This window comes from Micromonospora globosa (assembly GCF_000717585.1).
Lineage (GTDB): Bacteria > Actinomycetota > Actinomycetes > Mycobacteriales > Micromonosporaceae > Micromonospora > Micromonospora aurantiaca.
Genome location: NZ_JNZR01000005.1, coordinates 147,135 through 171,130, shown reverse-complemented (window position 1 = coordinate 171,130; position 23,996 = coordinate 147,135). Strand labels below are relative to the sequence as shown.

General features: G+C 73.2%; 25 protein-coding genes and 3 pseudogenes. 21 read left to right on the top strand and 7 right to left on the bottom strand.

The window, feature by feature from the left end:
• Positions 1-33 precede the first annotated feature (33 nt).
• Positions 34-1,038 (bottom strand): tyrosine recombinase XerC, encoded by a 1,005-nt coding sequence (locus IF06_RS0108065; RefSeq protein WP_049794866.1) that lies wholly within the window; start codon positions 1,036-1,038, stop codon positions 34-36.
• Positions 1,039-1,549: 511 nt separating this feature from the next.
• Here IF06_RS0108065 and IF06_RS0108060 point away from each other — a divergent pair.
• Complete coding sequence (locus IF06_RS0108060) at positions 1,550-1,891, top strand: hypothetical protein (RefSeq protein WP_013284600.1); 342 nt, start codon at positions 1,550-1,552, stop codon at positions 1,889-1,891.
• 5 nt (positions 1,892-1,896) lie between these two features.
• On the opposite strand, the gene IF06_RS0108055 is transcribed toward IF06_RS0108060, so the two are convergent.
• Positions 1,897-3,078, bottom strand: a complete 1,182-nt coding sequence (locus IF06_RS0108055; RefSeq protein ID WP_036310440.1) for a DNA-processing protein DprA — start codon at positions 3,076-3,078, stop codon at positions 1,897-1,899.
• Positions 3,075-3,770 (bottom strand): annotated as a pseudogene (locus tag IF06_RS0108050) (ATP-binding protein); the annotation flags it as partial. The gene IF06_RS0108055 and the pseudogene IF06_RS0108050, both read right to left, overlap by 4 nt.
• Before the next feature lie 7 nt (positions 3,771-3,777).
• On the opposite strand from IF06_RS0108050, the gene IF06_RS0108045 reads away from it, so the two are divergent.
• The 13 genes from IF06_RS0108045 to IF06_RS32780 all read left to right on the top strand — a co-directional run bounded on the left by IF06_RS0108045 (position 3,778) and on the right by IF06_RS32780 (position 12,089).
• Positions 3,778-4,080 carry a hypothetical protein gene (locus tag IF06_RS0108045; RefSeq protein WP_030269937.1) on the top strand — a complete coding sequence of 101 codons (303 nt, stop codon included), beginning with the start codon at positions 3,778-3,780 and terminating at the stop codon, positions 4,078-4,080.
• A complete protein-coding gene (locus IF06_RS32785; RefSeq protein WP_052166136.1) occupies positions 4,077-4,703 on the top strand; it encodes a helix-turn-helix domain-containing protein in 627 nt (208 codons plus the stop codon). Before IF06_RS0108045 ends, IF06_RS32785 begins: the two co-directional genes overlap by 4 nt.
• Positions 4,700-4,945 (top strand): hypothetical protein, encoded by a 246-nt coding sequence (locus IF06_RS0108035; protein ID WP_030269933.1) that lies wholly within the window; start codon positions 4,700-4,702, stop codon positions 4,943-4,945. Before IF06_RS32785 ends, IF06_RS0108035 begins: the two co-directional genes overlap by 4 nt.
• Entirely contained in the window at positions 4,942-5,121 is a 180-nt protein-coding gene (locus tag IF06_RS0108030) for a hypothetical protein (protein WP_030269932.1), read from the top strand. Before IF06_RS0108035 ends, IF06_RS0108030 begins: the two co-directional genes overlap by 4 nt.
• Entirely contained in the window at positions 5,118-5,897 is a 780-nt protein-coding gene (locus tag IF06_RS34245) for a DUF2637 domain-containing protein (protein WP_232236637.1), read from the top strand. Before IF06_RS0108030 ends, IF06_RS34245 begins: the two co-directional genes overlap by 4 nt.
• Positions 5,894-7,654, top strand: a complete 1,761-nt coding sequence (locus IF06_RS0108020; RefSeq protein ID WP_030269928.1) for a type IV secretory system conjugative DNA transfer family protein — start codon at positions 5,894-5,896, stop codon at positions 7,652-7,654. Before IF06_RS34245 ends, IF06_RS0108020 begins: the two co-directional genes overlap by 4 nt.
• 697 nt (positions 7,655-8,351) lie before the next feature.
• Positions 8,352-9,272, top strand: coding sequence for a hypothetical protein (locus tag IF06_RS0108015; RefSeq protein WP_030269926.1), 921 nt, complete (start codon positions 8,352-8,354; stop codon positions 9,270-9,272).
• Positions 9,269-9,475, top strand: coding sequence for a hypothetical protein (locus tag IF06_RS0108010; protein WP_030269924.1), 207 nt, complete (start codon positions 9,269-9,271; stop codon positions 9,473-9,475). Before IF06_RS0108015 ends, IF06_RS0108010 begins: the two co-directional genes overlap by 4 nt.
• A 270-nt stretch (positions 9,476-9,745) precedes the next feature.
• Positions 9,746-9,955: a hypothetical protein gene (locus IF06_RS0108005; RefSeq protein ID WP_030269922.1), complete on the top strand. Its 210-nt coding sequence runs from the start codon at positions 9,746-9,748 to the stop codon at positions 9,953-9,955.
• Positions 9,956-10,163: 208 nt separating this feature from the next.
• Positions 10,164-10,427 (top strand): hypothetical protein, encoded by a 264-nt coding sequence (locus IF06_RS0108000; RefSeq protein ID WP_030269920.1) that lies wholly within the window; start codon positions 10,164-10,166, stop codon positions 10,425-10,427.
• A gap of 63 nt (positions 10,428-10,490) precedes the next feature.
• Entirely contained in the window at positions 10,491-11,231 is a 741-nt protein-coding gene (locus IF06_RS0107995; protein ID WP_030269918.1) for a hypothetical protein, read from the top strand.
• A 209-nt stretch (positions 11,232-11,440) separates the two neighbouring features.
• Complete coding sequence (locus IF06_RS33555) at positions 11,441-11,608, top strand: hypothetical protein (protein ID WP_157551462.1); 168 nt, start codon at positions 11,441-11,443, stop codon at positions 11,606-11,608.
• 112 nt (positions 11,609-11,720) lie between these two features.
• Complete coding sequence (locus tag IF06_RS32780; protein ID WP_030269916.1) at positions 11,721-12,089, top strand: hypothetical protein; 369 nt, start codon at positions 11,721-11,723, stop codon at positions 12,087-12,089.
• Between the two features lie 820 nt (positions 12,090-12,909).
• On the opposite strand, the pseudogene thyX reads toward IF06_RS32780, so the two are convergent.
• The 4 genes and pseudogenes from thyX to IF06_RS0107955 all read right to left on the bottom strand — a co-directional run.
• Positions 12,910-12,996 (bottom strand): annotated as a pseudogene (thyX, locus tag IF06_RS33550) (FAD-dependent thymidylate synthase); the annotation flags it as partial.
• Positions 12,997-13,212: 216 nt separating this feature from the next.
• Positions 13,213-14,715 (bottom strand): recombinase family protein, encoded by a 1,503-nt coding sequence (locus IF06_RS0107965; RefSeq protein ID WP_052166135.1) that lies wholly within the window; start codon positions 14,713-14,715, stop codon positions 13,213-13,215.
• Between the two features lie 41 nt (positions 14,716-14,756).
• Positions 14,757-15,671, bottom strand: a pseudogene (locus IF06_RS0107960) (YifB family Mg chelatase-like AAA ATPase); the annotation flags it as partial.
• A 1-nt stretch (position 15,672) separates the two neighbouring features.
• Complete coding sequence (locus IF06_RS0107955) at positions 15,673-16,032, bottom strand: YraN family protein (protein WP_030269908.1); 360 nt, start codon at positions 16,030-16,032, stop codon at positions 15,673-15,675.
• 304 nt (positions 16,033-16,336) lie between these two features.
• On the opposite strand from IF06_RS0107955, the gene IF06_RS0107945 reads away from it, so the two are divergent.
• From IF06_RS0107945 to rlmN, 7 genes are all read left to right on the top strand, one after another.
• Positions 16,337-17,374: a hypothetical protein gene (locus tag IF06_RS0107945; protein WP_030269906.1), complete on the top strand. Its 1,038-nt coding sequence runs from the start codon at positions 16,337-16,339 to the stop codon at positions 17,372-17,374.
• A gap of 353 nt (positions 17,375-17,727) precedes the next feature.
• Positions 17,728-18,606 (top strand): 30S ribosomal protein S2, encoded by an 879-nt coding sequence (gene rpsB, locus IF06_RS0107940; RefSeq protein ID WP_030269904.1) that lies wholly within the window; start codon positions 17,728-17,730, stop codon positions 18,604-18,606.
• 128 nt (positions 18,607-18,734) lie between these two features.
• On the top strand, positions 18,735-19,562 hold the full coding sequence (gene tsf, locus IF06_RS0107935; RefSeq protein ID WP_030269902.1) for a translation elongation factor Ts: 828 nt from the start codon (positions 18,735-18,737) through the stop codon (positions 19,560-19,562).
• A 157-nt stretch (positions 19,563-19,719) separates the two neighbouring features.
• Complete coding sequence (gene pyrH / locus IF06_RS0107930; protein WP_013284607.1) at positions 19,720-20,487, top strand: UMP kinase; 768 nt, start codon at positions 19,720-19,722, stop codon at positions 20,485-20,487.
• An 85-nt stretch (positions 20,488-20,572) separates the two neighbouring features.
• Positions 20,573-21,130 carry a ribosome recycling factor gene (frr, locus tag IF06_RS0107925; protein ID WP_013284608.1) on the top strand — a complete coding sequence of 186 codons (558 nt, stop codon included), beginning with the start codon at positions 20,573-20,575 and terminating at the stop codon, positions 21,128-21,130.
• A gap of 254 nt (positions 21,131-21,384) precedes the next feature.
• The gene (locus tag IF06_RS0107920) at positions 21,385-22,728 is read left to right on the top strand and encodes a phosphatidate cytidylyltransferase (RefSeq protein WP_013284609.1); all 1,344 of its coding nucleotides are present in this window, start codon (positions 21,385-21,387) and stop codon (positions 22,726-22,728) included.
• Between the two features lie 104 nt (positions 22,729-22,832).
• Complete coding sequence (gene rlmN, locus IF06_RS0107915; protein ID WP_013284610.1) at positions 22,833-23,978, top strand: 23S rRNA (adenine(2503)-C(2))-methyltransferase RlmN; 1,146 nt, start codon at positions 22,833-22,835, stop codon at positions 23,976-23,978.
• Positions 23,979-23,996 lie beyond the last annotated feature (18 nt).

Here is a 23,996-nt window from a genome sequence, read left to right as displayed (position 1 = left end):
GTGCCACCGACGCTGCCCGCGCGCTCTCGGCGGTCAGGCGCGGGGGTGCGCCTGCCGGTACGCGGCGCGGAGCCGCTCGACCGAGACGTGCGTGTAGATCTGGGTGCTGGCGAGCGACGAGTGCCCCAGCAACTCCTGCACGGCGCGCAGGTCCGCGCCCCCTTCGAGCAGGTGCGTCGCTGCCGAGTGGCGCAGCCCGTGCGGCGTCACCCGCGGTACCCCGGCGGCACCGGCCCAGCCGGACACGATCCGTCGCGCGGTGGTCGGGTTGAGCCGTCCACCCCGCGCCCCGAGCAGAAGCGCCCGGCCCGAGCCCGGGGCCAGCAGTGCGGGCCGGCCGTCGCGCAGCCAGGCGTCGAGCGCCCGCTGGGCCGGCACCCCGTAGGGCACCGCCCGCTCCCGCCCGCCCTTGCCCAGCACGCGTACCACCCGGCGAGCCTGGTCGACGTCGCTGACGTCCAGGCCGCACGCCTCGCTGATGCGTACCCCGGTGCCGTAGAGCAGTTCCAGCAGCAGCCGGTCGCGCAGCAGCACCGCGTCGGGCGGTCCGTCGCCGGCCGGTTCGGCGGATGCCGGTTCGGCGGCCGTTCCGTGGTCGCGTCCGAGCCCGGTGCCCTCGGGGTGGACCGTCGAACGGTCGGCCCCGGGCGGGCTCCGGCGCTGCCGCGACGGGGCCTCCACCAGAGCGGCGGCCTGGTCGGCCCGCAGCACGGTGGGCAGTTCCCGCCGGGCCCGAGGGCTGGCCAGCGGCGCGGCCACGTCGTCGGCGAGCAGGCCGGTCCGGTGCGCCCAGGCGCTGAACGTCCGGGCCGCGGCGGCGCGCCGCGCCATCGTCGTCCGGGCCGCGCCCATGGTCCGCTGCTTCGCCAGCCAGCTGCGCACCACGGCGAGGTCCAGTTCCGGCAGTTCGGCGCAGCCCATCCGGACGGCGTGGTCCAGCAGCGACACCAGATCCGTGACGTAGGCCCGGACGGTGTGGACGGAGCGGTTGCGCACCCGCGACAGGTGGTCGGCGAAGTCGTCCACCGCCTCGCGCATCGAGGCGGGCAGTTCCTCGTGCGCCTCCCGGGTGCCGCGCTGCCGCTTGCTCACTGCGGCACCCGACCCAGGCGTACGGGGTCGCGGCGGGGGAGGCGGCCGGCGATCACCGCTCCAGCGTAAGGCCGGAGTGCCGCCGTGCGCCGTGCCGCCCGACGCCACACCGCCCTCGCCGTTCAGTCGCCCGGCCGCCCCACCCCGCCCCGCTCCCCGCCGTGGAGTCGCCTGGCCGCCGTGCCGGTCCGGCCGCCGCTTCGCCATCAGGCGTCTGCCGGTCGACCGTCGTGTGCCAACCGCCACGTCGGCCGCATCCTTCCGGCGTGGGATAGGTGCCGACGCGCTGAGCGGGGTGGCAGAAGCCGGTCTGGACAGGGGAAACTCATGCTGCGGCACACTCCGGTGCGGCGACCGGCGGGCAGCGTGGCCGAGCCGGCCCGACGGAGGGTCGATCCGGCCGCGATCAGGCGAACGCGTCCCCGTGACGGTGACGCCGGTACGAGGAGGGCCGAGAGTGGGAGTGGACGCCGTCCTCTACCGGCAGATATCGGCGGGCAACGGTCGTCGGCGGCCCGCGTACGTCTCGATCGAAGTCGTGGCGGACCCGCAGGACGTGCTGCTCGACCTGCTCAAGCGTGTCCGCGGTGGTGGCCGGACCCCGCTGCTGGACCGCGTCGACCCGCTCGGTGAGCTGACCGTGAGCGCCGAGCGGATGCCGCAACTGCTCGCCGAGCTGCGGTGCCTCGCCGAGGTGGCCGGTGCGCCGGCCGAGGTCGACCACGTCCACCGGCTGGCCCGGCTCGTCCGCCGATGTGCGGAGCGCCTTGACGCCGAGATCCGGTTCGAGGGCGACTGACCCGCTCACGAGCGGGCGACCGGTGGTGGCGGTGCGAGCGCGTAGCCGTCGTCACGGCGTACCACCATCGCCAGTTCCTCCAGCATGGACAGCTTGCGCATGGCGGTGCGCAGGTCCACCCCTGCGCGCGCCGCGACGCTCTCCAGGTCGAGCGTTCGGCGGCGGGGTAGCGCCTCCAGCACCTGGGTGGCCTCCTCGTCGAGCCGGTCCCGAGGACGCTCGGGGGCCCGGGCGGGCGGCGCCAGGTCGTACCCGATCCGCCCCACCTCCTCCAGCACGTGCGCGACGTTGGTGACCAGCCGCGCCTCCGGCCGCTCCCGCAGCACCTCGTGCCCGCCGACCGACATCGCTGAGGTCACCGGCCCCGGCACCACCATCGCCGGCCGGCGCAGGCCGAGCGCCCGGTTGAGCGTCTGGGTCGCGCCGCTGCGCGCGGCGGCCTCGACGAGGACAGTGCCGTTCGTCGCCGCCGCTATGACCCGGTTGCGGATGAGGAACCGCGGACGCAGCGGCTCCGCGCCCGGAATCCATTCGCTCACCAGGAGGCCGGTCTCGGCGATCCGGTCGAACAGCGCGGCGTTGCCCATCGGGTACGGGCGGTCCACGCCGCAGGCGAGCACGGCGACGGTGCGGCCGCCCGCTGTCAGCGCCCCGCGATGTGCGGCGGCGTCGATGCCGAACGCCCCACCGGACACGACTGTCCACTCCCGGTCGGCCAGGCCGTAGCCCAGCTCGGTGGCGATGTGCGCGCCGTAGGGGGTTGCCGCCCGCGCGCCGACCACCGCCACCGAGCGCGCCAGCGCCTCACCGAGCGACCACGCTCCGCGTACCCAGAAACAGAGCGGCGGATCGGTCTCCACGTCGACCCGCCGGGTGGCACCGGAGAGCGCCAGCCGGCGCAGGTCGCCGACCTGAGCCGGCCACTCGTCGTCCTCCGGGGTGACCAGGCGGGCGCCGAGCCGTTCGCCGCGGGCCAGTGCCTCCGCGGCGACCGTCCGGGCGTCGCCGGCGGCGCCGCGCGCCGCGACGGCCGACCGCAGCGTCCGCTCCGGCGCCTCGCCGGACAACAGCAGGTCGAGCGTGGCGACCGGTCCGATCCGCTCGACCAGTGCGTACACCGACCGGGTGCCGGGCTCGGCGAGCCAGGTGAGCGCGACCCGCGCCAGCCGGCGGTCGTCGGCGCTCACGCGACCTCCCCGGTCCTGAGCTGGATGGCCTCCGCCACGTCGTCGTGGCCGGGCCGGTCCCGCCCGTCCAGGTCCGCGATGGTCCAGGCGAGACGGAGTACGCGGTCGTAGCCGCGCGCGGACAGCGATCCGGTGTCGAGCCGGCGGCGCAGATCCGTGGTGACCCGGGCCGGCAGGTGCCACGGCGGCCGGCGCAGGTACGGGCCGTGGACGTCGGCGTTCACCCGATGCCCGGTGGCCGCCCAGCGATCGGCGGCGGCGTGCCGCGCGGCGACGACCCGGGCGGCGACGGTGGCCGAGGACTCCTGCGCGGCGTCGGTGCTCAGCAGCTCCGCCGCGCGTACCGCCGTCAACCGGACCTGCACGTCCACCCGGTCGAGCAGCGGACCCGACAACCGTCCCAGGTAGCGTCGCCGGGCCAGGGGCGGGCACTCGCAGTCGACGTCGCCGGAGGGCTTCGCGCAGGGACAGGGGTTGGCCGCCAGCACCAGTTGGGTGCGGGCCGGGTACTCGGTGGCGCCCCGGGTACGCGCCACCCGCACCCGGCCGCTCTCCAGCGGCTGCCGCAACGCCTCCAGCGCGCCCTTGCTGAACTCGGGCGCCTCCTCGAAGGAGACAGAAACACTCCAAACAGAGGCGGCCCCGGGCAGCGTTGGCGCGCTCGTCCCGGGGCCTTGACGGACGCTGGAGGTCCGCCCAATGCACCGTACCCGCCCTCGCATCTTCGTCGCCGGTCACGCGGCCGACGTTGAGCGCATCAAACTCGCCGCCGCCGAGCTGGCCGCCGCTGGCTTCGCCGTCGCTACCCCCGACTTCACTCCGGCCCTGGACGCTGACGACCTCCTCGCCCGCGTCGCCGACGACCTGGCCGCCGTCGAGGCCGCCGCCGTCGTCGCGTATCTGCCCGGCGCCGAAGACACTCTCGAAGTAGCCCACGCCGAGCTGTACGGCGTTCCCACGGTGCGCCTGGCCGACGTCCTGGCCCTGGCGGTGACCCGGTGAGCATCGAAGCCGTTGCGTGGGCCCTCAGCGACGCCCCGGACGTTCCCCCGTCCTGTCTGGCCGTCCTGATCGGCCTCGCCAACCACGCGCACGCCAACGGCCGTGCGGCGTTCCCGAGTCAGGAGCGGTTGGCGTTCTACGCCCGGAAGTCGGTCCGGGCTGTCCGGAACGACCTCGCCGAGCTGGCCCGCCTCGGCCTGATCCGGCGCGGCGACCAGCGTCACGCGATCTTCCTCCCGGCGGACCGCCGTCCGGTCGTCTGGGATCTCGCGATGGAGCGTCGCCGACCGCTCCCCGGTGCGCTGGACCCGTTCGCCGAGCCGCAGTCGGGACGCCCGACCGAGGCCCCGGAGCCTGTGGATAACCGGGCGGAAGCTGGCTTCCTCCCGGTTCGGGACCGGGCGGAAGTGCAGTACCGAACGGCCGGAAGTGTGCTTCCGAACGGCCGGAAGCCTGCTTCCTACAAACCGTCCTTAACCATCAATAACCAAGAGGGCAAGCGCTCCCTTCGGGGCGCAGCCCTCCCCACCGACCCCGCCGCCGCGCACTGTCCGAAGCACCGGGGGTCCCCGGCCCACAACTGCGCCCCGTGCCGGTCTGAGGCGCTGGCGGGTGACCGATGAGCCCGCGCCCGTTCGTCTGGGTCGGTTGCGGCGACGTCGCCCGTGCCCGGATCGAGGTCTACGCCACGGCGGCTGCTGGGTCGCTGGAAGCCGTCGTCTACGCCTGCGACCCGCACGCCGGTCACGCCGTCGCGTCGATCGAGACCGCCGGGTACGCCCCGCACCGCACCCGCGCTTTCCTGCCACGCCCGCGCCGCTGCGGCTACGTCTACCGCTTCCCGACCGCCGGAGGGACCAAGTGACCCCGACTGCCGTCTACGCCCGGGCCGCCGTCCTGGTCGGCGGGCCCGCCGTGATGCTCGCCCCGTTCGCCCTCGCCCGGCGGTCCGCCGAGGAGCACGCCGACCGCGCCGCCGCTGCCGTCCGCCAGACCCTCGCCCGCCGCGAAGCCGCCGCTCGTCAGGAGATCACCCGATGACTACTCAGCGAATCGCTGGCCGTAACGCTCCGGGTAACCGTGCCGCCCGCGCCGAGTCCGTCGTCCTGGTCGCGATCCTCCTGGTGGTCGGCCTGGCCGCCGGGGCGGCGTCGTTTACACACGTCCACGACTGGACGATGACCAACAGCCCGTCCGGTACGCCGGGGTGGTTCGGCTGGGCGAACGCCTGCATCAGCGAGTTGGTCCCGGTGGCGGCCCTGCTGGACATTCGGCGACGCCGCCGGGCGGGCCGTCCGACGGGCTACCCGCTTGGCCTGCTGGTCGCCGCCGCTGGTCTGTCTCTGGCGGCGCAACTGGCCGTCGCCAAGCCGGGCGTGTCCGGTGGCCTCCTGTCCGCCGTCCCGGCCCTGGCCTTTATGGCCCTGGTCAAGCTGGTCTTTGCCTCGGCCCCGGCGCCCACCTCGGCCACGGCCACGGCCGCCCCGGCGGACGGCCACACGACCGACACCGCCCGGCCGCAGGTCACGGCCACTCTGGACACGCCCGCCCTGGCGGACCACGGGCGGGCCGCTGACGACACGGCGACGGCCGCCCCGGTGGCCGCCCATGACCACCGGCCCCGGCCGACGTCGCCCCGGCCTCGCCGGACGACCACGACCACGACCGACGGCATGGCCGCCCGCGTGGCCGCGATCGTGGCCGAACGGCCGACGGTCACGGCCGAGGAGGTGGCCGCCGAGATTGGCCGCGCACCGAGGACGGCCCGCCGGTACCTGGCCGCCGTCCGGGCCGACCTGGCGGGGGTGGCCGCGTGACCGAGCTAGAGCGGGCAATCCGTCGCCTACGCCGGAAGCACACCGTGACCCGGGTCGTTTATCGGTACGTGTCCGGCCGTCCCCTGACGGGCCGCGAGGGCTACCCGTACCGGGCCCGTGGCCGTGGCCGCTGGACGGGCTACCAGCGTCAGGCGGTCCGCCTCGGCGTCCCGGCCGTGGCCGCCGTGACGGCCGCCTACCCGGGCCAGTCCGGGGCCGCCCTCGGGACGGCCGCCGCCGTGGCCGCCTACCGGGCCCGTCGTCGCCTGGTCGCCCGGCGCTTCCGCCGCGAGTACGTCACGCCGACGCTGGCGGCCCTGGCCCCGGCCCTCGGCCGCGAGCCGGGTCAGGTCCGCTTGCACGTAGACCCGTCCCTCGGGAACCTGGCGCCGCGACTGGCCCGACCGTTGTCGCCCGCCGAGGAGGCCGTCCGGCGCTGGTATGGGGAGAACCTAGAGCCGGTCGTCCGGTGGCTACCCGAGCGGGTCCAGCGGGCCGCGTGGGCCGTCCAGCGGGCGGCCCGGCCGGTCACGTCCCGGCTGGACGTGTTCAGACGGCCCGGCAAGGAGGACCAGGGCCCCCGTATCGAGCTGGTCGCCGACACGCCGTACCTGACGAAGGAACAGCGCCAGTTGGTGTCGGCCATCGTAACCAGCAAGATCCCGGTGTCGGACCTGGTCGAGACCTGGGACCAGGTCGGTCCGCGGGTAATTGCCCGCTGGACGGTCCGTAAGCGCCCGCCCGCGCGGGTCGGCCTGGCCGAGCTGGTCGAACGCTTCCCCGCCCTGGCCGAGTGGGAGTTTTTCGTCGGTCTCGGCGCGGGGGACCGGCCCGTGACGCTGTCCCTCCGGGACGACTCGCCGCACATCGCCGTGTCCGCCGGGACCGGGGCCGGTAAGAGCGTGCTCGCCGAGCTGGTCGCTGTTCAGGTCCTCGCCCGGGGTGGCCGTGTCGTGATCCTGGACCGGAAGGGGTCGCACCGATGGGCCCTCGGCCTCGCGGGAGTCGACTACTGCGCCCGTCCGGACCAGATGCACGCCGCCCTTGTCCGCCTGGCGGCCCTCGCCGACGAGCGGAACACCCTCGCCCTACACGAAGAAGAGGGATGGGACCCGGGCCCGCGCGTTTTCGTGATCTGCGAGGAGTTGAACGCCACCATCGGGCAGCTTGCGAACTTCTGGGCCGAGGCCCGAGGCAAGGGCGACCCGAAGCGGTCCCCGGCGGTCGCCGCCCTGGCCGACCTCCTGTTTATGGGCCGCTCGGCGAAGGTGAACGTCCTCGCCATCGCGCAGATGCTGACCGCCCGGGCGATCGGCGGGCCCGAGGCGCGGGAGAACTTCGGCGTTCGGATGCTCGCCCGGTACACGGCAAACAACTGGAAGATGCTTGTCCCCGAGGCCGCCATGCCCCGGGCGTCCCGAACCCTCGGCCGGTGGCAACTGGTCATCGCCGGACAAGCGACCGAGGTACAGGTGGCCTACCTGTCGACGGCCGAGGCCCGCACGTTCGCTTGTCCCCGGTCCCCGGAGACAACCGAGGTCACGGCCCTATCAAGCCCCGCCGGGGACTTCCTGACGCTGCGAGAGGCCGCCGAGGCGGGCGTCATCCCGTGGACCTACGGCGCGGCGAAGAAACGCCTTCAGCGTCGCGTGGGGGCCGTCCCCGAGCCGCGCGGGAAGCGGGGGACCGCCGATCTCTACGCCCGTGAGGACCTGGCCGCCTGGTCGTCCTCCTCGCGAGAATCGGCCGCAGCGTGAACGGCTGAACACCCCGGGCCGCCCTGGCGCATAGGCCCTGTGACACCGCACCGCGACGCCCCGAGGAGGCCGACAGCATGAGTGACGCAGGCCCCGACCCACCAGGCGCCCCGGCGCGACCGCGCCGCCAGTGAGACCCCGAGCGCCCCGTCCGGACGCCGCCCCGCGCGGTGCCCTGGCGGGGCGTTCGGCGTTTCCCGGGTCGGCGGGCGCCGCCGACGAGGACGGGCGGGGCCGCCGGGAAGGGCCGAGCCGAGGAGGAGTGACATGTGATGCAACAGGGCTGCGTTTCATCACTCCCCTATAACTCTCTCTAGTCTTCTTCCTCCTCCTCTAGACAAGAGATAGGGGAGTGATGAAACGCAGCGTGGTTGCATCACATGTCACCACGCTCCGAGGCCGCCGCCACCCCGGCGCACCGCCGCGACCGGCCCCGCGATTCACGCCCTGCAAGGGCCGGCGGAACCGTCCGTAGTGAGACGGCCGTCGCTTGAACACCTAGACCCCTCCTGGCGCATAGGTCTATGGGCCGTTCGTGACGGCGTCTCCCGGCCCTGGCGCATAGGCCATGCGAGACCGACGAACGACCCGCCGAGGAGGTCCCGTCCCGATGGACGGCTCACCCCGAGGTCTACCCCGGCCGCCCACCGACCGCCGTCCCGCGCAGCCCCGCCGCACGACTTAGGAGCGTCACCCCGTGACCGATTCGGACCCCCCACCAAGCCCGGCCGACCACCTGTCGGCCCTCGCCCGCGCCTTCTACGCCTCCCGGCCGCCGCTGGCCGAGGAGAGTTTCAGTCGCCTTCCTGGCTTCTATGGGACCCGTGTCCAGCCCCTACGGGCCGACGCCCTCGGCCGGGCCCTCGCCCCGCTATTCGCGCGTAGGCACGTCCAGCGGGCCTACCTGGTCAACGGCATGGACGAGCGCCGGACGCTGGCCCGCCGCCGCCGCGAGGACCCGTCAAAGGCCGACTACGTGTCGTCCGAGGATTTCGTGGCCCTGGTCGCCGACGTGGTCTGCAAGATGCCCGCGCCGCCCGGGTCGGCGTCCAACGGGGTTGTCGGGGCCGCCCGGCATTCCCGGCGACTGGCCGAGCACGGGACCCGCTCGCCGTGGGTCCGCGAGGTCGCCCGCGCGGTCGCCGCCGAGCTGCCCGCAATGGCTGACCTCGGCGTGACCCTGTATCGCGACGGGAAGCCCGAGGCGGGCCGCTGGTCGGCCGAGCGCCGCGCCGAGTACGACCGGACCCGCGAGGGACGCCGACCCCCGGCCCCGGAAGCCCTGGCGATCGCCGAGGCGTGGTGTACCGACTGGCGCGACCGTGTGGGCCCCGGCGCCTACAAGACCTCAGCCGTTTACACGTCCTATGTCGCCGAGGTCCCCGAGGACGACCAGGTGACCCGGCCCCGATTCCACCCGGTCGCCGTGTCCGTCCTCGGCGAGCCTGTCCGGCGTTCGGCTGGACGGTTCTACGTGGTCCCCGAACCGGCCGAGATCGCCGAGGTAGCCGAGCGCGTGGCCCGCCTCGCGTGGGAGGACCAGCGCGCGATTCTGCTCCGCATCGTCCGGCGGGAACACCTCGCCGCCGCAGCCGTAGAGGAGGCCCGAGCCGCATGATGAACAGCGCCGACGGCGAAGCGTTCGCCGAAGCCGTCCTTCAGCGCGTCGCCGAGCTGGCCTACGAAGAGCTGCGCCCGCACCTCGGCGCGTACGCCCTGGCCCGTCAGTCGACGCCGACGACCGGGACCAGGACCACGCCGACCCCTTCCCGGCCTGGCGACGAACTGGCCTCCCGCCGGGCCCGCCGTCGGTCCGCGTGACCCTCTGAACCCGCACGCCCCGGGGGTCACCTCGGGGCCGTGTGTCTGGCTGTGCTGACGTCGTAGGCGGGGCCACGCAGCACGGCCGCGCGCCGGTCGCCTTTCCCGGTGCGCTCCCCGGCCGGGGCCCGTTCGCGTTTCTCTCTCCGCGTCCGGGCCCCGGCCTGGTCGACCCCGCCCCGCCCCTATCCCGCGTCCCGGTAGCCGCCTCGGCCGCCGGGATTTTTTCAGGCGCCTAGACGCCACGAACGCAACGAAAGGAGGGACCGCATGGCCGCCTGCTCGGAATGCGCCCAGCCCATGACGCCCGGCCGCCGCGAGCGCGTGACCTGTTCCGCCGCCTGCCGGATGCGTCGACACCGCCGCCGCCGCCGCGCCGAGGCCCTGGCGCTACTGGCCCGCCAAACCGCCGCGATCATCGCGGGCGACTCCGAGGCCCTGGCCGCCGTCCAGCGCGACGCCGAGCGGATCTTCCGGTGACCGTCGCCGCCCCGGGCGCCGTCCCGTACGCCGAGGCATGGGGCACGCTCCGGGCCGCGCGGTACAGGTGCACAGAGTGTCGCCGGCCGACACGTCGCGTGACCCGCGACGCCGACGGCCGCCCTCGCGTCGTCTGTTCCCGCCGCCACCCGCCGACCCGGACGACCCGCCCATGACTCGTCGCCCTCGCCGCCCTGACCCCGCCCGCGTGGCCCTGGTCCTCGCCGGGATCGTCGCCGCGTCGGACACCGGTTACGTCCGCCTCGGCCCGGTCCGCCTCGCCGAGGCCCTGTCCGGCCTGTCCGCCGCCCCGCTGGACACGTACGCCTGTCGCCGGGCCGTCTACGCCGCCCGGCCGGTCCTGCTGGCTGAGTACGGCATCCGGGCGACGGTCGAACCGACCCGCGAGACCCGTCCGGGCCGCGTCCGCCTCCAGCTACTCCGCCCGTCCCGTCGCTACCCGAACCCCTAACCCCGCCCCGCCGACCCGCCAGCGTCCCGCCTGGCGGGCGTCGCAACCCTGAGGAGAACCACCGTGCCCACCACCGTTGGCGACCTGGTCGAGCCCGACTACTCCATTCCCGCTTGGGTGATCGCCCATCCCGACTGTCCCTCTGCCGTCCGCGAGGCCGCCGAGGCCCTGGCCGCCGCGAACGCCGCGACCCTGGCCGAGCGGGACGCCGTGGACGTGATCCGCGACGAAGCGGACGACAACCGCGCCGCGATCGCCCGGGCCATCCGGGACGGCAAGAAGCCGCCCGCCCCGATCTCGCAGGAGATCACCGGGGAGCGAATCCGTCAGGGCGAGCAGAAGGTCTGGCACGCCCGGAACAAGGCGTACGCCGCCGCCCGGGCCTATGAGGCCAGCATCCCGGCAAACCATGAGGGTCTGCGCCCGATCGTCGCCCCGCGCGTCCCCGACCTGGCCGAGACTGCCGCCCGCGCCTTCCGCGAGGCCCGGGCCGCCTATCACGAGGCCGACGGCCTGTCTCAGTTGCTGTTCCGGCTGGACTACCTCCGGTCGACCCGCAGCGACACGACCAATGAGCAGCGACGCGCGTTCGACATGCACCGGAACGCGGTACAGCGGGCGCACCCGGAGAACCGGCCCGGCCTCGGGAACCGGATCGCCCTGGCGTGGCAGGACGTCGAAACCGTCGCGACCGGCGTCCCCGGGAATCTGATCGCCCGCGACCCGTTCACCCCGGGGGACGCCCGCGTCGCCCGCGCTGTGGCCGCCGCCGAGGCCGACGCCCGGCGCACGGCCGACAACTGACCGAACCGACAGGGGCCCTCGGGAACTGACCCGAGGGCCCCTTGACGTCCCCCGCCCCTGTCGAAAGGCCCTCGATGTTCAGCTCCACCCCCGCCCCCTCCCGCGCTACCCGCCGCCGTCTCTCCCGTGCCCGTGCCGTCCGCCGTGCCGCTGGCTTCCGCTGCGGTATGGGGACCGCTGGTCGGCCGTGTCGGTCCGCGTCGTCCGGCGTGGTCCTGGTCGACGGCGTCCCGGTGGCCGCGTGCCCGTCCCACCTCCCCGACCGCCTGGCCCACCCCGTCCGTACCCCCGCCGCCCGGGACCGGGACAAGTGGGCCCGCGACCTTCTCGCCAAGTTGCGCCGCGAGGCCGCGACCCGCGACGACGACGGAGCGTGACCCCCTGGGGGGTGACCCCCCTTCGGCCCCTTTCCAGCACCGAAGCGGCATAGCGCCTGACACCGGACGAGCGCATCGCCGATCCCGTCACAAGCCCTTCCCGGAGGTTTCCATGACTGACAGCGACTCCCGACCCATCCCCGACCCGCCCGCCGACCTCACGCCCGACGCCCTGGACCTGTGGGAGGACATCCTGACCAACCACGGCGAGACCATCACGACCATCGGCTTCGGGGCCCTGGTTCAGGCCGTCAAGCTGGTAACCCTCGCCGACCGCGCGGAAGAGGCGATCGGCGATCAGTGGCTAGTGACCGGCTACCGGGGCGCGCCCGTGGCTAACCCGCTCGCCGACACCGCCCGCCAGGCCCGCACCGCCGCGATCGCCGCAATGAAGGCCGTCGGGGTCAACCTCGGCGACGACCCGCCGAGCACGAACGCGGGCCGCGCCCTCGCCGGGGCCCGGTGGAGGCGGCGCCGATGAGCCGCCGCGCCACGATGCGCCCGGCGAGGCCGGTAACCCTGGCCGTGGCGATCGAGAACTACCCCGACTTTGACCCTTCCGACTACGCGACCGCGCCCGCTCCAGGCTGGACCGCCGCGACGTTGTGGGATGCGTGCTGGACCTACGCCGACGTTCACGCCGAGGGAAGCCGAGGCGTCGCCCAGACCGCGTTCCGCGACTTCGCCCGCGCCCACGACCGGGCTGGAAGCTTCGGGCCTGGAGCGACACAGTCTGTCGTCAGGCAGGACATCGAGGCCCGACTACGCGACGTTGACACTGACCGACCGCGCCGGAGGGCGGCCACAAAAGTCAAGTTCTAGGTCAAGCTCGGGTCGACCTGTGTGGGTATATGGGGACGCCCTACGGCCGACCAAGTCTCGTCGCTGCCGTCCGCCGGGTGATCATGCAGAAGCCCCGGCCGCCGGAGTTGATCCGGTAGCCGGGGCTTCTGTGCTTCTACTCGCGGTCCTGGTCCCGGTCCCGGCTCACGAACTGGTTCAGCACCGTGAGCACGCCCACCCCGACGAGCGCCGGAGCTGCGGCCTGGGGGTGCTGAAGGGCAAGGTAGGCGGCGAATGCTGCCGCGACCAGGAGCGCAAGCCCGCGAGGCGACACGTCACGGTTTCCAGGGGGCTTCTTACGTCGGCTCTTTCCGCCACGTATTGTGGTCATGTCGAGCTAGTTCCTCCCTACACACATAAAGCTGGGGCTACTTGACGGTTGGCGCTCGTTGGCGCGAGCGCTTCTGATGACGGCACCCGTTGGCGCGGGTGCCGTCGTCGTTTCAGCCGGTCTCGTGACCGCCCTCCGTATCGGTCGACCACGGCATGTCGTCCGGAACCTGGAACTGGGTCCACGCAATCAACTTGACCTGGGGCTGCACCATCTCCGGCATTCCTGAAACTGTAGTTGGCTCCAGCCCGGCGTGGAAATCGGGCACGCGGACGTGAGTAGTGCACATAGGAGGACTACTGGCCGGGGGTTTTTCCATAGTCGATCGCGACGGGCTACGGATGCGAGCCGCCTCACCGGGATTACGCCTGGGCGTGGCCCGCTGCGGTTTGACGCGCCCGCCGATGGCCAAGTCGGATGGGTGCCGGCGCTACTCTGCGGCCTCCTCGGCTGCGACCTCGGCGAGGCGCTGGGCCTCGGGGTCGGCGAACTCGCCGAGGTGGAACCGGACCGCCGCCGGAACCTTCCGCTGGCCTGGCGTCCGGTTTACGTAGACGCGCACGCCCGCCATGCGGAGGAGGTCCCCGCGCCCGTCCGGGTCCCGGGCCCACACGTCCGAGAACGTCTCACCGGTTGGTTCGTCTACCCAGCGGTCCGGAACCTCGGGCATGTCCAGCAGTCGGGCTAAGTGCTCCTCGTGTTCCGCCATCCTGGCGAGTACGGCGCGTTCCGCCGGGCCACCAGCCGGGATCTTCTCCAGCCGCTCGACCAGGCGGCCTAACGCGGCCTCGGTCTCGGCGCGCTCCTCCGCGTGGGACTCGCCGGGTACGAACACCCGCCGCATGACCTCAAAGTGTCCGACGTGCCGTAGGAACTCCTCGCTGACGTACTCCTCCAACCAGTCCGCCGCCGTACTCCCGTTCGCGCAGCCGGTCCCGCCGATGGCCTTCGAGGCGCACCGGTAGTAGTTCCGCCCCCTGCCGGGGTAGATGTACATCGGCCGCGGCTCCTCGCACACGCCGCAGAATGCGAACTGGCGCAGCATCGAGGCGTTTACACGGGGACGGGGCTTCCGGTTGGTCGCGCGGTCGCTGATCTCGCGTTGTAGCCGGTCCCACTCTTCGGCGGTCAGGATCGGCTCCGCGCGGCGCACCCGTCGGCCCGCGTCGTCCACGATGGGCGACCCGTCGGCGGTGACCAAGTAGCCCCGCAGGGTCTCGGACCGCAGCAAGTTCGACAGGTTCCCCACCCGCCAGCGGAACCCCTTCGGCTCCTTCCCGGCGCGGATGCGCTGGACGTCCAGCGACGTCGGGACCCCCCGCCGGTTGAGGTCGGTGACGATCGCGTTGATGGACTCGCCGCCAATGACCCGCCCTGCGATCTCGCGGACGACCTCGGCGGCGTCCTCGTCGACGTCGAGGACGTAGCCGCGTCCGGAGGAATGGGGGACCGGTCGGTAGCCGTAGGGCACGAACCCGCCCCGGTGGCGGCCGACCTTCGTCAAGTGGTCGTAACTGCCCTTCGTCCGCTCGCGGATCGCCTCTAGCTCGCCCTCGGCGAGCGTGGCGATGATTTGGGCGAACATGCGGCCCATCGGTGTGCCGAGGTCGAATCCCTCGGTCACGCTGACCAGCGTCCGACCAGTCTCCTGCGACCAGGCGAGGAGCTTTGAGAAATGCAGGACCCGCCGACTGAGGCGGTCCAGCCGCCACGACGCGATGAGGTCGAACGGCACCCGCTCACCGCGTAGCCACGGGCCCAGTTCGGGGCGTTCCCACGGGTCGACGCTGGCGCTCACGCCCAGGTCCTCGGCCCATCCGACGACCTGGTGACCGTGGGCCTCGGCCCACCGCTCGATTACCTCGCGTTGCCGCGTCGGGCTGGTCGTCGCCTCGGTCTCGCGGGACAGCCGGACCGCTCCAAGAACTCGCATGCGCGGGAGGGTACACGTTGGCGTGTTATCGTCTGCCTTGGCTCGTCCAGGAACAGGACCCCACGGTGGGCGAGCGACACCGCGCCGGGCCGGGCCAGCCCGGAACCGCCTCCGACGAGCGCGGGCACCGTGGCGGTGTGGTGCGGCGCCTGGAACGGGGGACGGCGCAGCAGCCCGCCACCGGGTGGCAGCAGGCCGGCGATCGAGTGCAGCGCCGTCACCTCCAGGGCTGCCTCGTCGTCCAGTTCGGGCAGGATCGACGGCAGCCGTTCGGCGAGCATGGTCTTGCCGGCGCCGGGCGGACCGAACAGCGCGAGGTGGTGGCCCCCCGCGGCGGCGATCTCCAGGGCACGCCGCCCGAGCGGCTGCCCGGCCACGTCGACCAGGTCGGGCCCGGCCGGGCCGCAGGCCGGGACGTGGGCAGGTGGGGCGAGCAGCGGACTGCCGTCGCGGACGTGGGCGACGAGCCGGTGCAGCGTGTCGACCGCGTGCACGCGTACGCCCGGGATGACTGCCGCCTCGGCGGCGTTGCCGGCGGGTACGACGACGCGGGTGTGCCCGGCGCGGGCGGCGGCGGCGACCATCGGCAGCGTGCCGCGGACGGGGCGTACCGCGCCGTCGAGGCCGAGTTCGCCGAGCACGACTGTGGCGTCCAGGGCGACCGGTGGCAGTTCGCCCGAGCCGGCCAGGACGGCGAGCGCGATGGCGAGATCGAACGCCGAGCCGTACTTCGGCAGGGTGGCGGGGAGCAGGTTGAGCGTGATGCGGCGGTTGGGCCACTTCTGGCCGGAGTTGACGATCGCGGCGCGGACCCGGTCGCGCGCCTCGTGCAACGCGGTGTCCGGCAGACCGGAGATGATCACCGCGGGCAGTCCGGGAGCCAGGTCGGCCTCGACCTCGACGAGATGCCCGGCGACTCCGGCCAGGCCGACGCTCAGCACCTTCGCGTACCCCATGTCAGAACGCGCCGCGGAGGTGCTCGACGCGGGCGGGGCCGGTGAGCGGTAGCCGGACGGAGAGCACGTCGAAGCGGACCTCGGCGGCGGTGGTGCCGGTCTCGGCGAGCCAGCGGGCGGCCAGGCCGCGCAGCCGGCGGGCCTTGGCCCGCACGACGGCCTCGGCGGGGGAGCCGAACTGCTCGCTCCGGCGGGTCTTGACCTCGCAGATGGCGAGGACCGGACCCTCCCAGGCGATGATGTCGATCTCGCCCTCGGGGCAGCGCCAGTTTCGGGCGACCGGGCGCAGGCCCGTCTCGATCAGGTGCCGTAGCGCGCACCGCTCGCCGTACGCCCCGACGGCTCGGTTCCGGTTCGTCATGCCGGCCAGGATGCGACCGGAGGCCACTGTCGCGGGGGACGCGGATCGGTTGCCTGTGGACAGGGGTGGGCTTGTGGACGGAACGACGATCATGGGTCCGATCTGCTACGGAGCCTGGTCGCCGTGCTGAACCGCGAGTGGGTGGTGCCCGCCTTCCCCGACGACTTCCCGTACCCGGACGTCGCGCCGACGTTCACGCCCTACGGCTACTGACCGTGTCCCGTCGGCAACCCGGCGACATCGGTGCTGACCTGGGCCGATCCCCAGGAGACCCGAATGGCGCGGCTGGTGCCCGTCGCATACCGTGCCGGTCGTGGACGGACGACGGAGCTACTCCGAGGATGAGCAGGGGTCGCGATGGGGCGACCGGGGATACGAGTCGGACTGGCGCGCCGCGGGCGAGCCCCGCTACCGCGACGACGACTACCGCACGCCCGAGCAGCGCGCCGGTGAGAACCGGTACGCCGAGCCGGGCCGGTACTCCGCCGCCGATCCGCTGGTGGACGACACGAGCAGCTGGCGGTCGCAGCGTCCGGACGACCCGGAGGTCTCCGGTGAGCTGCCCGGGTCGCGCGCCGGCCGTCGCGCGGCACGCGAGTCGGCGGCCGACCCGCTCGGCGCGGTGTCCCGCAGCGGCGTCGACGCGCTCGGCACCGCCGCGCACGGCAACCCGCTGTCGAGCACGCTCGGTACGCCGGCGACCGCCCCGCTGACCGGCGCGGCCCCGGCGGGCACCGACCCGTACGGCCTCATCGCCCACGGCAGCGACCCGGCCGGTGGCGCCGGCGTCGACAAACCCCGGCTCAGCCCGATCGGCGGCTACCCGGTCGTCGAGGCGGCGCCTGGTACCGCGGGCGCGGACGGCGGAGCCGAGGCGACCGCCGCGGCGCGGCTGAACCCCGGTGAGGCCACCCCGCTGCGGATCGGTGAGCGTCCGGGTGGTCCGGCCCAGCCGGCCGCGACCCCGAATCCGCTGGAGATGCCGACCGGCCCGATGCCCGCGGTGCTGCCGCGTCCGGACGGGCCGCCGCCCGGTGACGGCGTCTACCGGACCCGGCGCCCCGCGCTGGCGGTGCTGCTGGCGGTGATGGTGCTGGTGCTGGAGGTGCCGGCGGTACGGGTGTTGCTGCACGGCCTGTTCGGCGACCCGGTGTCGACGTCGCACGTGGTGGTGGGCATCTTCCTGGTGGTCGGCCTGCCGATCTTCGGCACCGGCCTGTACGGGCTGCGCACCGGTGGGCTGGCGCTCGCCGACGGCAGCCGGGGCTGGCTGCGCCCGCCGACGGCGTACCTGACCGTCGGGCTGGTGCTGTTCCTCGCCGCCGCCCTCGCGGCGGGCTGAGACGGCCCGACCCCGGTACGCCGTAGTGGCGGTGTCACCGACAGGGTGACGCCGCCACTTCGCCGTCCTGGAGTCGATCAAGGCGCTCCTGGAGCCGATCAAGGCGCACCTGGAGTCGATCAGGCCGGCCTCCGCACCCGGAGGTCGTACAGCGGAGAGGGCGCGTACACTGGTCGACTGGCGACCGCCTCGTGCGGTCGACCTCGCGTGCCCTCTCCACGGTCTCCTCCGTGGGGCGACGGCCTCCCTGGTCCCGGTCTGACGTACCGGGCCCACCCTGGCCGGCGATCGGGCGCCAGGCGTCCGGCCGCCGGCTGGACGGACAACCAGGGACAACGTAGGAGTAACCCACCATGGCCGTCGTGACCATGCGTCAGCTGCTGGAAAGCGGTGTGCACTTCGGGCACCAGACCCGCCGCTGGAACCCGAAGATGAAGCGCTTCATCTTCACCGAGCGCAACGGTATCTACATCATCGACCTGCGCCAGACGCTCGACTACATCGAGAAGGCGTACGAGTTCGTCCGCACCACCGTCGCCGGTGGCGGCAGCATCCTGTTCGTCGGCACCAAGAAGCAGGCCCAGGAGGCCATCGCCGAGCAGGCGACCCGGGTCGGCCAGCCGTACGTCAACCACCGCTGGCTCGGTGGCATGCTGACCAACTTCCAGACCGTGTACAAGCGGCTCCAGCGGATGAAGGAGCTGGAGGCTCTGGGTGACCTGAGCGGCACCGCCGCCGGTTACACCAAGAAGGAGACGCTCCAGCTCTCCCGCGAGAAGATCAAGCTCACCAAGACCCTCGGTGGTCTGCGGGACATGCAGAAGCTCCCGGCCGCGGTCTGGATCGTCGACACCAAGAAGGAGCACATCGCCGTCGACGAGGCCCGCAAGCTGGGCATCCCGGTGATCGCGGTGCTCGACACCAACTGCGACCCGGACGAGGTCGACTTCCCGATCCCGGGCAACGACGACGCCATCCGCTCGGCCGAGCTGCTGACCAAGGTCGTCGCCGCCGCCGTCGCCGACGGTCTGATCGCCCGTTCCGGCCGCAACCGGGGCGCGGACGAGAAGCCCGAGGCCGGCCAGGTCGGCGCCGACGAGCCGCTGGCCGAGTGGGAGCGCGAGCTGCTCGAGGAGCCGAAGAAGGCCGACGAGCAGCCCGCCGCCGCCGCCGAGCCGGCCGCGCCGGCCGCGCCTGCCGCCGAGCAGCCGGCGACCGCCTCCGCGGAGTGATCTCGCCGTCGCGTCCCCACCGTCGGCGATTCCCGGCGGTGGGGGCGTGACGGGTACGCCGGGCAGAACCGGCCCGGAACCGGGTAACCAGCACCCCAGACCACCTCACTGACACCGAAGAGAGAGTCATGTCCAACTTCACCGCCGCGGACGTCAAGAAGCTCCGCGACCTCACCGGCGCCGGCATGATGGACTCCAAGAAGGCGCTGACCGAGGCCGAGGGCGACTTCGACAAGGCCGTCGAGATCCTGCGCGTCAAGGGCGCCAAGGACGTCGGCAAGCGGGCCGGGCGCACCGCCGCCAACGGCCTGATCGCCCACTCCGGCCAGGCGCTGCTCGAGCTCAACTGCGAGACCGACTTCGTCGCCAAGAACGACGCCTTCATCGCGCTGGCCCAGCAGCTGGTCGAGCACGGCGTGGCCAGCGGCGCCACCAACGCCGAGGAACTGCTCGCCAGCAGCATCGACGGCAAGAGCGTGGCCGACCTGATCCAGGAGCAGTCCGCCAAGATCGGCGAGAAGCTGGTGCTCAACCGCTTCGCCAAGCTGGACGGCACCACCGCGGTCTACATGCACCGCAAGAGCCAGGACCTGCCCCCGGCGGTCGGCGTGCTGGTCGAGTTCACCGGCAAGTCGGACGAGGCGGCGGACGCCGACGCGCGCGCCGTGGCCATGCAGATCGCCGCGATGCGGCCGAAGTACCTCACCCGCGACGAGGTGCCGGCCGAGACCGTCGAGTCCGAGCGGCGCATCGCCGAGCAGACCGCCCGCGAGGAGAACAAGCCCGAGGCGGCGCTGCCGAAGATCGTCGAGGGCCGGGTCAACGCCTTCTTCAAGGACTTCGTCCTGCTGGAGCAGGCGTCGGTCGCCGACAACAAGAAGACCGTCAAGCAGGTGCTGGCCGACGCCGGCATCGAGGTGACCCGCTTCCTGCGGTTCGAGGTCGGCCAGGCCTGAGCCGCCGCACCGGGCCGTCCGGCCCGGGCACAGGGGAGAACGTCGACGAGGAGGCCGCCGGTGTACGCGACAGGCACCGCGGCCTCCTCGTCACATAGGGTCGGCAGGGGCACGTACGCGACGCTCGCGCGATGCGCGGGGAGAAGGGGCGGGGCGGATGACGCAGGTTGTGAGTGACCGGAGCCTGGCGGCGGAGGACCCGACCGCCCCTCCGCCCGGTCGGTCCCGCCGGGTGGTGCTGAAGCTCTCCGGTGAGGTCTTCGGCGGCGGCGCGATCGGCGTCGACCCCGACGTCGTGCAGGGCATCGCCCGCCAGATCGCCACAGTGGTACGCCGCGGCGTGCAGGTGTCGGTGGTGGTCGGCGGCGGCAACTTCTTCCGCGGCGCCGAGCTGCAGAAGCGCGGCATGGACCGCGCCCGCGCCGACTACATGGGCATGCTCGGCACGGTCATGAACTGCCTGGCCCTCCAGGACTTCCTGGAGAAGGAGGGCATCGAGACCCGGGTGCAGAGCGCCATCACGATGGCCCAGGTCGCCGAGCCGTACATCCCGCTGCGCGCGATCCGGCACCTGGAGAAGGGCCGCGTGGTCATCTTCGGCGCCGGCGCCGGCATGCCGTACTTCTCCACCGACACGGTGGCCGCCCAGCGGGCGCTGGAGATCCGCGCGGATGTGGTGCTGATGAGCAAGAACGGCGTGGACGCGGTCTACACCGCCGACCCCCGGATCGACCCGACCGCGAGCAAGCTCGACTCGATCACCTTCTCCGAGGTGCTGCGCCGTAACCTGCGGGTGGCCGACGCCGCCGCGTTCAGCCTCTGCATGGAGAACGGCCTGCCGATGCTGGTCTTCGGCGCCCAGGGCGACGACACCATCGTCCGGGCCGTCGGCGGCGAGAAGATCGGCACCCTGATCACCGCCTGACCGGCCCGCCGGCCGGCAGCGGTCCCTCTGCCACGGCAGCACCCGCACCACACACGACGAGCGACAGAAGGAGGCGAGGAGACCGGTGATCGACGACACCCTCCTCGAGGCGGAGGAGAAGATGGAGCGTGCCATCGAGCACGCCAAGGAGGAGTTCGGCGGCATCCGTACCGGACGCGCCAACGCCGCCATGTTCTCCCGGATCGTCATCGACTACTACGGCAGCCCGACCCCGCTGCCGCAGATGGCGTCCATCGCGGTGCCTGAGCCGCGCATGGTGATCATCAAGCCGTACGACAACTCGCAGCTGGGCGCCATGGAGAAGGCGATCCGCGACTCGGACCTCGGGGCCAACCCGAACAACGAGGGCAACCAGCTCCGCATCGTCCTGCCGCAGATGACCGAGGAACGGCGCCGCGACATGATCAAGGTCGCCCGGCAGAAGGGCGAGGAGGCCAAGGTCGCCGTCCGCAACATCCGCCGCAAGGCCAAGGAGGAGCTGGACCGCCTGGTCAAGGACGGCGAGGTCGGCGAGGACGAGGGCCGGCGCGCGGAGAAGGAGCTGGACGACCTGACCCAGCGCTTCGTCGCAGGAGTCGACGAGCTGGTCAAGCACAAGGAGAGCGAGCTGCTCGAAGTCTGAGCACCCGCGTACCTCGCACGGCACCGCGCCGCCGTCGCCCGCCCGGGCGGCGGCCCGGTGCCGTCGTCGTGCCCGGCGGCGCACACCCTCGGGGCCGCGGCGGGTGCAGTAGGCTCGGCACGATTCCCGACCACCACGGGGTGAACGGCGGGAGTCGCCCGGCCGTCGGTCGGTCAACAGGAAGTCTCACGCCGGTAGGGGATGGTCTTGGTCTTGCGTCATGTGGTGGCTCTCGTACCGGCTGCCGGTGCGTGATGTCCCACCCCGACCCCTACGGCAACACCGAGTCGCGTGGCTGGGACCGCCCGGCCGCCCCGGCCCTGCCCTGGCCGGACACCGATCTGGAGCCCGGCCCCTGGCGGCCCGGCCCGGCCGCGCACACCCACCCCGCCGAGCCGGACACCTACGCGCGTCCCGGAGCAGCCCCGGACCCGTATGCCGGTCCGGACACGTACGCGACGCCGGACACGTACACCGGATCCGACACCTACGCCGGGCCGTACCCGACGACCTCGCGGCACCACGACGGCCCGGGCCGGTACGACGGACCGCCGGCCGGCGACCGTGGGCGGCCCGCCGGGCCGGACCACGACGGCCCGTGGGGTGAGCCCGCCCGCGACGACGAGTACCCGACCGCGCAGATCGCGCCGGTGCGCGACGAGCCCACCGAGCAGATCCCGGCGGTACGCGACGAGCCCGCCTCGGAGCCGCCGGCCGGGCGCCGCGGGCCGGGACGCCGGCGGGCGAGCGCCGAGCGTCCGCCGACCACCGTGCCGAAGACGTCCCGGGCGGGGCGCAACCTGCCGGCCGCGATAGGCGTCGGGGTGGCCCTCGGCGCGGCGGTCGTGGTGCCGCTGTTCTTCTTCATGCCGGCGTTCCTCGCCGTGCTGGCGACCGCTGTGGGGATCGGCATCTGGGAGATGGCCCGCGCGGTACGCCGCAGCGGCGCCCACCCGCCGCTGGCGCCGCTCGTCGCCGGTGGCGTGATCACAGTGGGCCTGGCCTGGTACGCGGGCCCCGACGCGCTCTGCCTCGGCCTGCTGGTCACGGTGCTGGGCACGATGATCTGGCGGCTGGGCGACGGGCCCGGCAACTACCAGCGCGACCTGACCGCGGCCACCCTGATCGCGGTGTACGTGCCGTTCCTCGCCGGGTTCGCGGCCATGCTCGCGGCGGCGCCTGGTGACGGGCACCTGCGGGTGCTGGTGACGCTGGCTGCGGTGGTGCTCTCCGACACCGGCGGGTACGCCGCGGGCGTGTCGTTCGGCAAGCACCCGATGGCGCCCACGATCAGCCCGAAGAAGTCCTGGGAGGGCTTCGCCGGCTCGGTGACGGCCGCGGCGGCGGGCAGCGCGGCGCTGCTGTGGGCGTTGTTCGACGTGGCGCCCTGGTGGGGCGCGTTGTTCGGGATGGCGATCTCGGTCTCGGCGGTGCTCGGTGACCTGGCCGAGTCGATGATCAAGCGGGATCTCGGCGTCAAGGACATGAGCAACCTGCTGCCCGGGCACGGCGGCCTGATGGACCGGCTCGACTCGATCCTGTTCGCCGTGCCGGTGGCCTACCTGCTGCTCGCCGTCTTCGTCCCGGTGGTGAACTGAGGCATGCGTCACGGCGGCGACCCGCTGCGGGCCGGGTGGCCGGGGGCGATTCGACACGTACGGACGGGTGCGTCCGGGCGGGAGCGTGTCAGACTGGACGCGCCATGACGAGTCTTCCGCTGATCTCCGTAGACCCCGACGCCCGCGGCCGCCGGCCCTCGATGCCTCCCCGCCACCTCGCCGACCTGGACCTGCCGGGCCGGCAGGCGCTCGTCGCCGAGCTGGGTGAGCCGGCGTTCCGCGCCAAGCAGGTCTCCAACCACTACTTCGGCCGCCTGGTACGCGACCCGGAGCGGATGACCGACCTGCCGGCGGCGACCCGGGAGCGGCTGGCGGGCGAGCTGCTGCCCACGCTGCTGACCCCGGTCCGCGAGCTGGCCTGCGACGACGGCGCGACCCGCAAGGCGCTCTGGCGGCTGCACGACGGCTCGCTGGTGGAGAGCGTGCTGATGGGCTACCCGGACCGGGTGACCGTCTGCATCTCCAGCCAGGCCGGCTGCGGCATGGCCTGCCCGTTCTGCGCCACCGGCCAGGCCGGGCTGACCCGCAACCTGTCCACCGCCGAGATCGTCGACCAGGCGGTCTACCTGGCCGGGGTGGCCGCGTCCGGCGTCGTGGCCGGTTCGCCGCCGCGGCTGTCGCACGTGGTGTTCATGGGCATGGGCGAGCCGCTCGCGAACTACTCGCGGGTGGTGGCGGCGATCCGCCGGCTGGTGGCCCCGGCGCCGGAGGGGCTGGGCCTGTCGCAGCGGCACATCACCGTCTCGACCGTCGGTCTGGTGCCGGCGATCCGCCGACTGGCCAGCGAAGACCTCTCGGTGACCCTTGCGTTGTCGCTGCACGCCCCCGATGATGAGCTGCGCGACGAACTCGTCCCGGTCAACCAGCGCTGGAAGGTGTCCGAGGTGCTGGACGCGGCGTGGGACTACGCGGCCACGACGGGGCGTCGCGTGTCCATCGAATACGCGATGATCAAGGACGTGAACGATCAGCCGTGGAGAGCCGATCTGCTCGGGCGGCTACTGGCCGGCAAGCTGGCCCACGTGAACCTGATCCCGCTCAACCCGACTCCGGGCAGCCGCTGGGACGCCAGCCCGAAGCCGGTCGAGCGGGAGTTCGTCCGGCGGTTGCGCGATGCCGGGGTGTCGACCACGGTGCGCGACACCCGGGGACGCGAGATCGACGGGGCCTGTGGGCAGCTCGCCGCCGCCGGGGACACGGACGGCGACTCACGCGCGGCAACGGCGTAGCGGTACGAGACCAGGAGA

Coding starts and splice junctions, on each gene's coding strand:
- IF06_RS0108065 (WP_049794866.1), bottom strand. CDS start 1,038: ATGCGCGAGGCGGTGGACGACTTCGCCGACCACCTGTCGCGGGTGCGC.
- IF06_RS0108045 (WP_030269937.1), top strand. CDS start 3,778: ATGCACCGTACCCGCCCTCGCATCTTCGTCGCCGGTCACGCGGCCGAC.
- IF06_RS0108035 (WP_030269933.1), top strand. CDS start 4,700: ATGAGCCCGCGCCCGTTCGTCTGGGTCGGTTGCGGCGACGTCGCCCGT.
- IF06_RS34245 (WP_232236637.1), top strand. CDS start 5,118: ATGACTACTCAGCGAATCGCTGGCCGTAACGCTCCGGGTAACCGTGCC.
- IF06_RS0108010 (WP_030269924.1), top strand. CDS start 9,269: ATGATGAACAGCGCCGACGGCGAAGCGTTCGCCGAAGCCGTCCTTCAG.
- IF06_RS0108005 (WP_030269922.1), top strand. CDS start 9,746: ATGGCCGCCTGCTCGGAATGCGCCCAGCCCATGACGCCCGGCCGCCGC.
- IF06_RS32780 (WP_030269916.1), top strand. CDS start 11,721: ATGACTGACAGCGACTCCCGACCCATCCCCGACCCGCCCGCCGACCTC.
- IF06_RS0107965 (WP_052166135.1), bottom strand. CDS start 14,715: ATGCGAGTTCTTGGAGCGGTCCGGCTGTCCCGCGAGACCGAGGCGACG.
- IF06_RS0107955 (WP_030269908.1), bottom strand. CDS start 16,032: ATGACGAACCGGAACCGAGCCGTCGGGGCGTACGGCGAGCGGTGCGCG.
- rpsB (WP_030269904.1), top strand. CDS start 17,728: ATGGCCGTCGTGACCATGCGTCAGCTGCTGGAAAGCGGTGTGCACTTC.
- tsf (WP_030269902.1), top strand. CDS start 18,735: ATGTCCAACTTCACCGCCGCGGACGTCAAGAAGCTCCGCGACCTCACC.
- pyrH (WP_013284607.1), top strand. CDS start 19,720: ATGACGCAGGTTGTGAGTGACCGGAGCCTGGCGGCGGAGGACCCGACC.
- IF06_RS0107920 (WP_013284609.1), top strand. CDS start 21,385: ATGTCCCACCCCGACCCCTACGGCAACACCGAGTCGCGTGGCTGGGAC.
- rlmN (WP_013284610.1), top strand. CDS start 22,833: ATGACGAGTCTTCCGCTGATCTCCGTAGACCCCGACGCCCGCGGCCGC.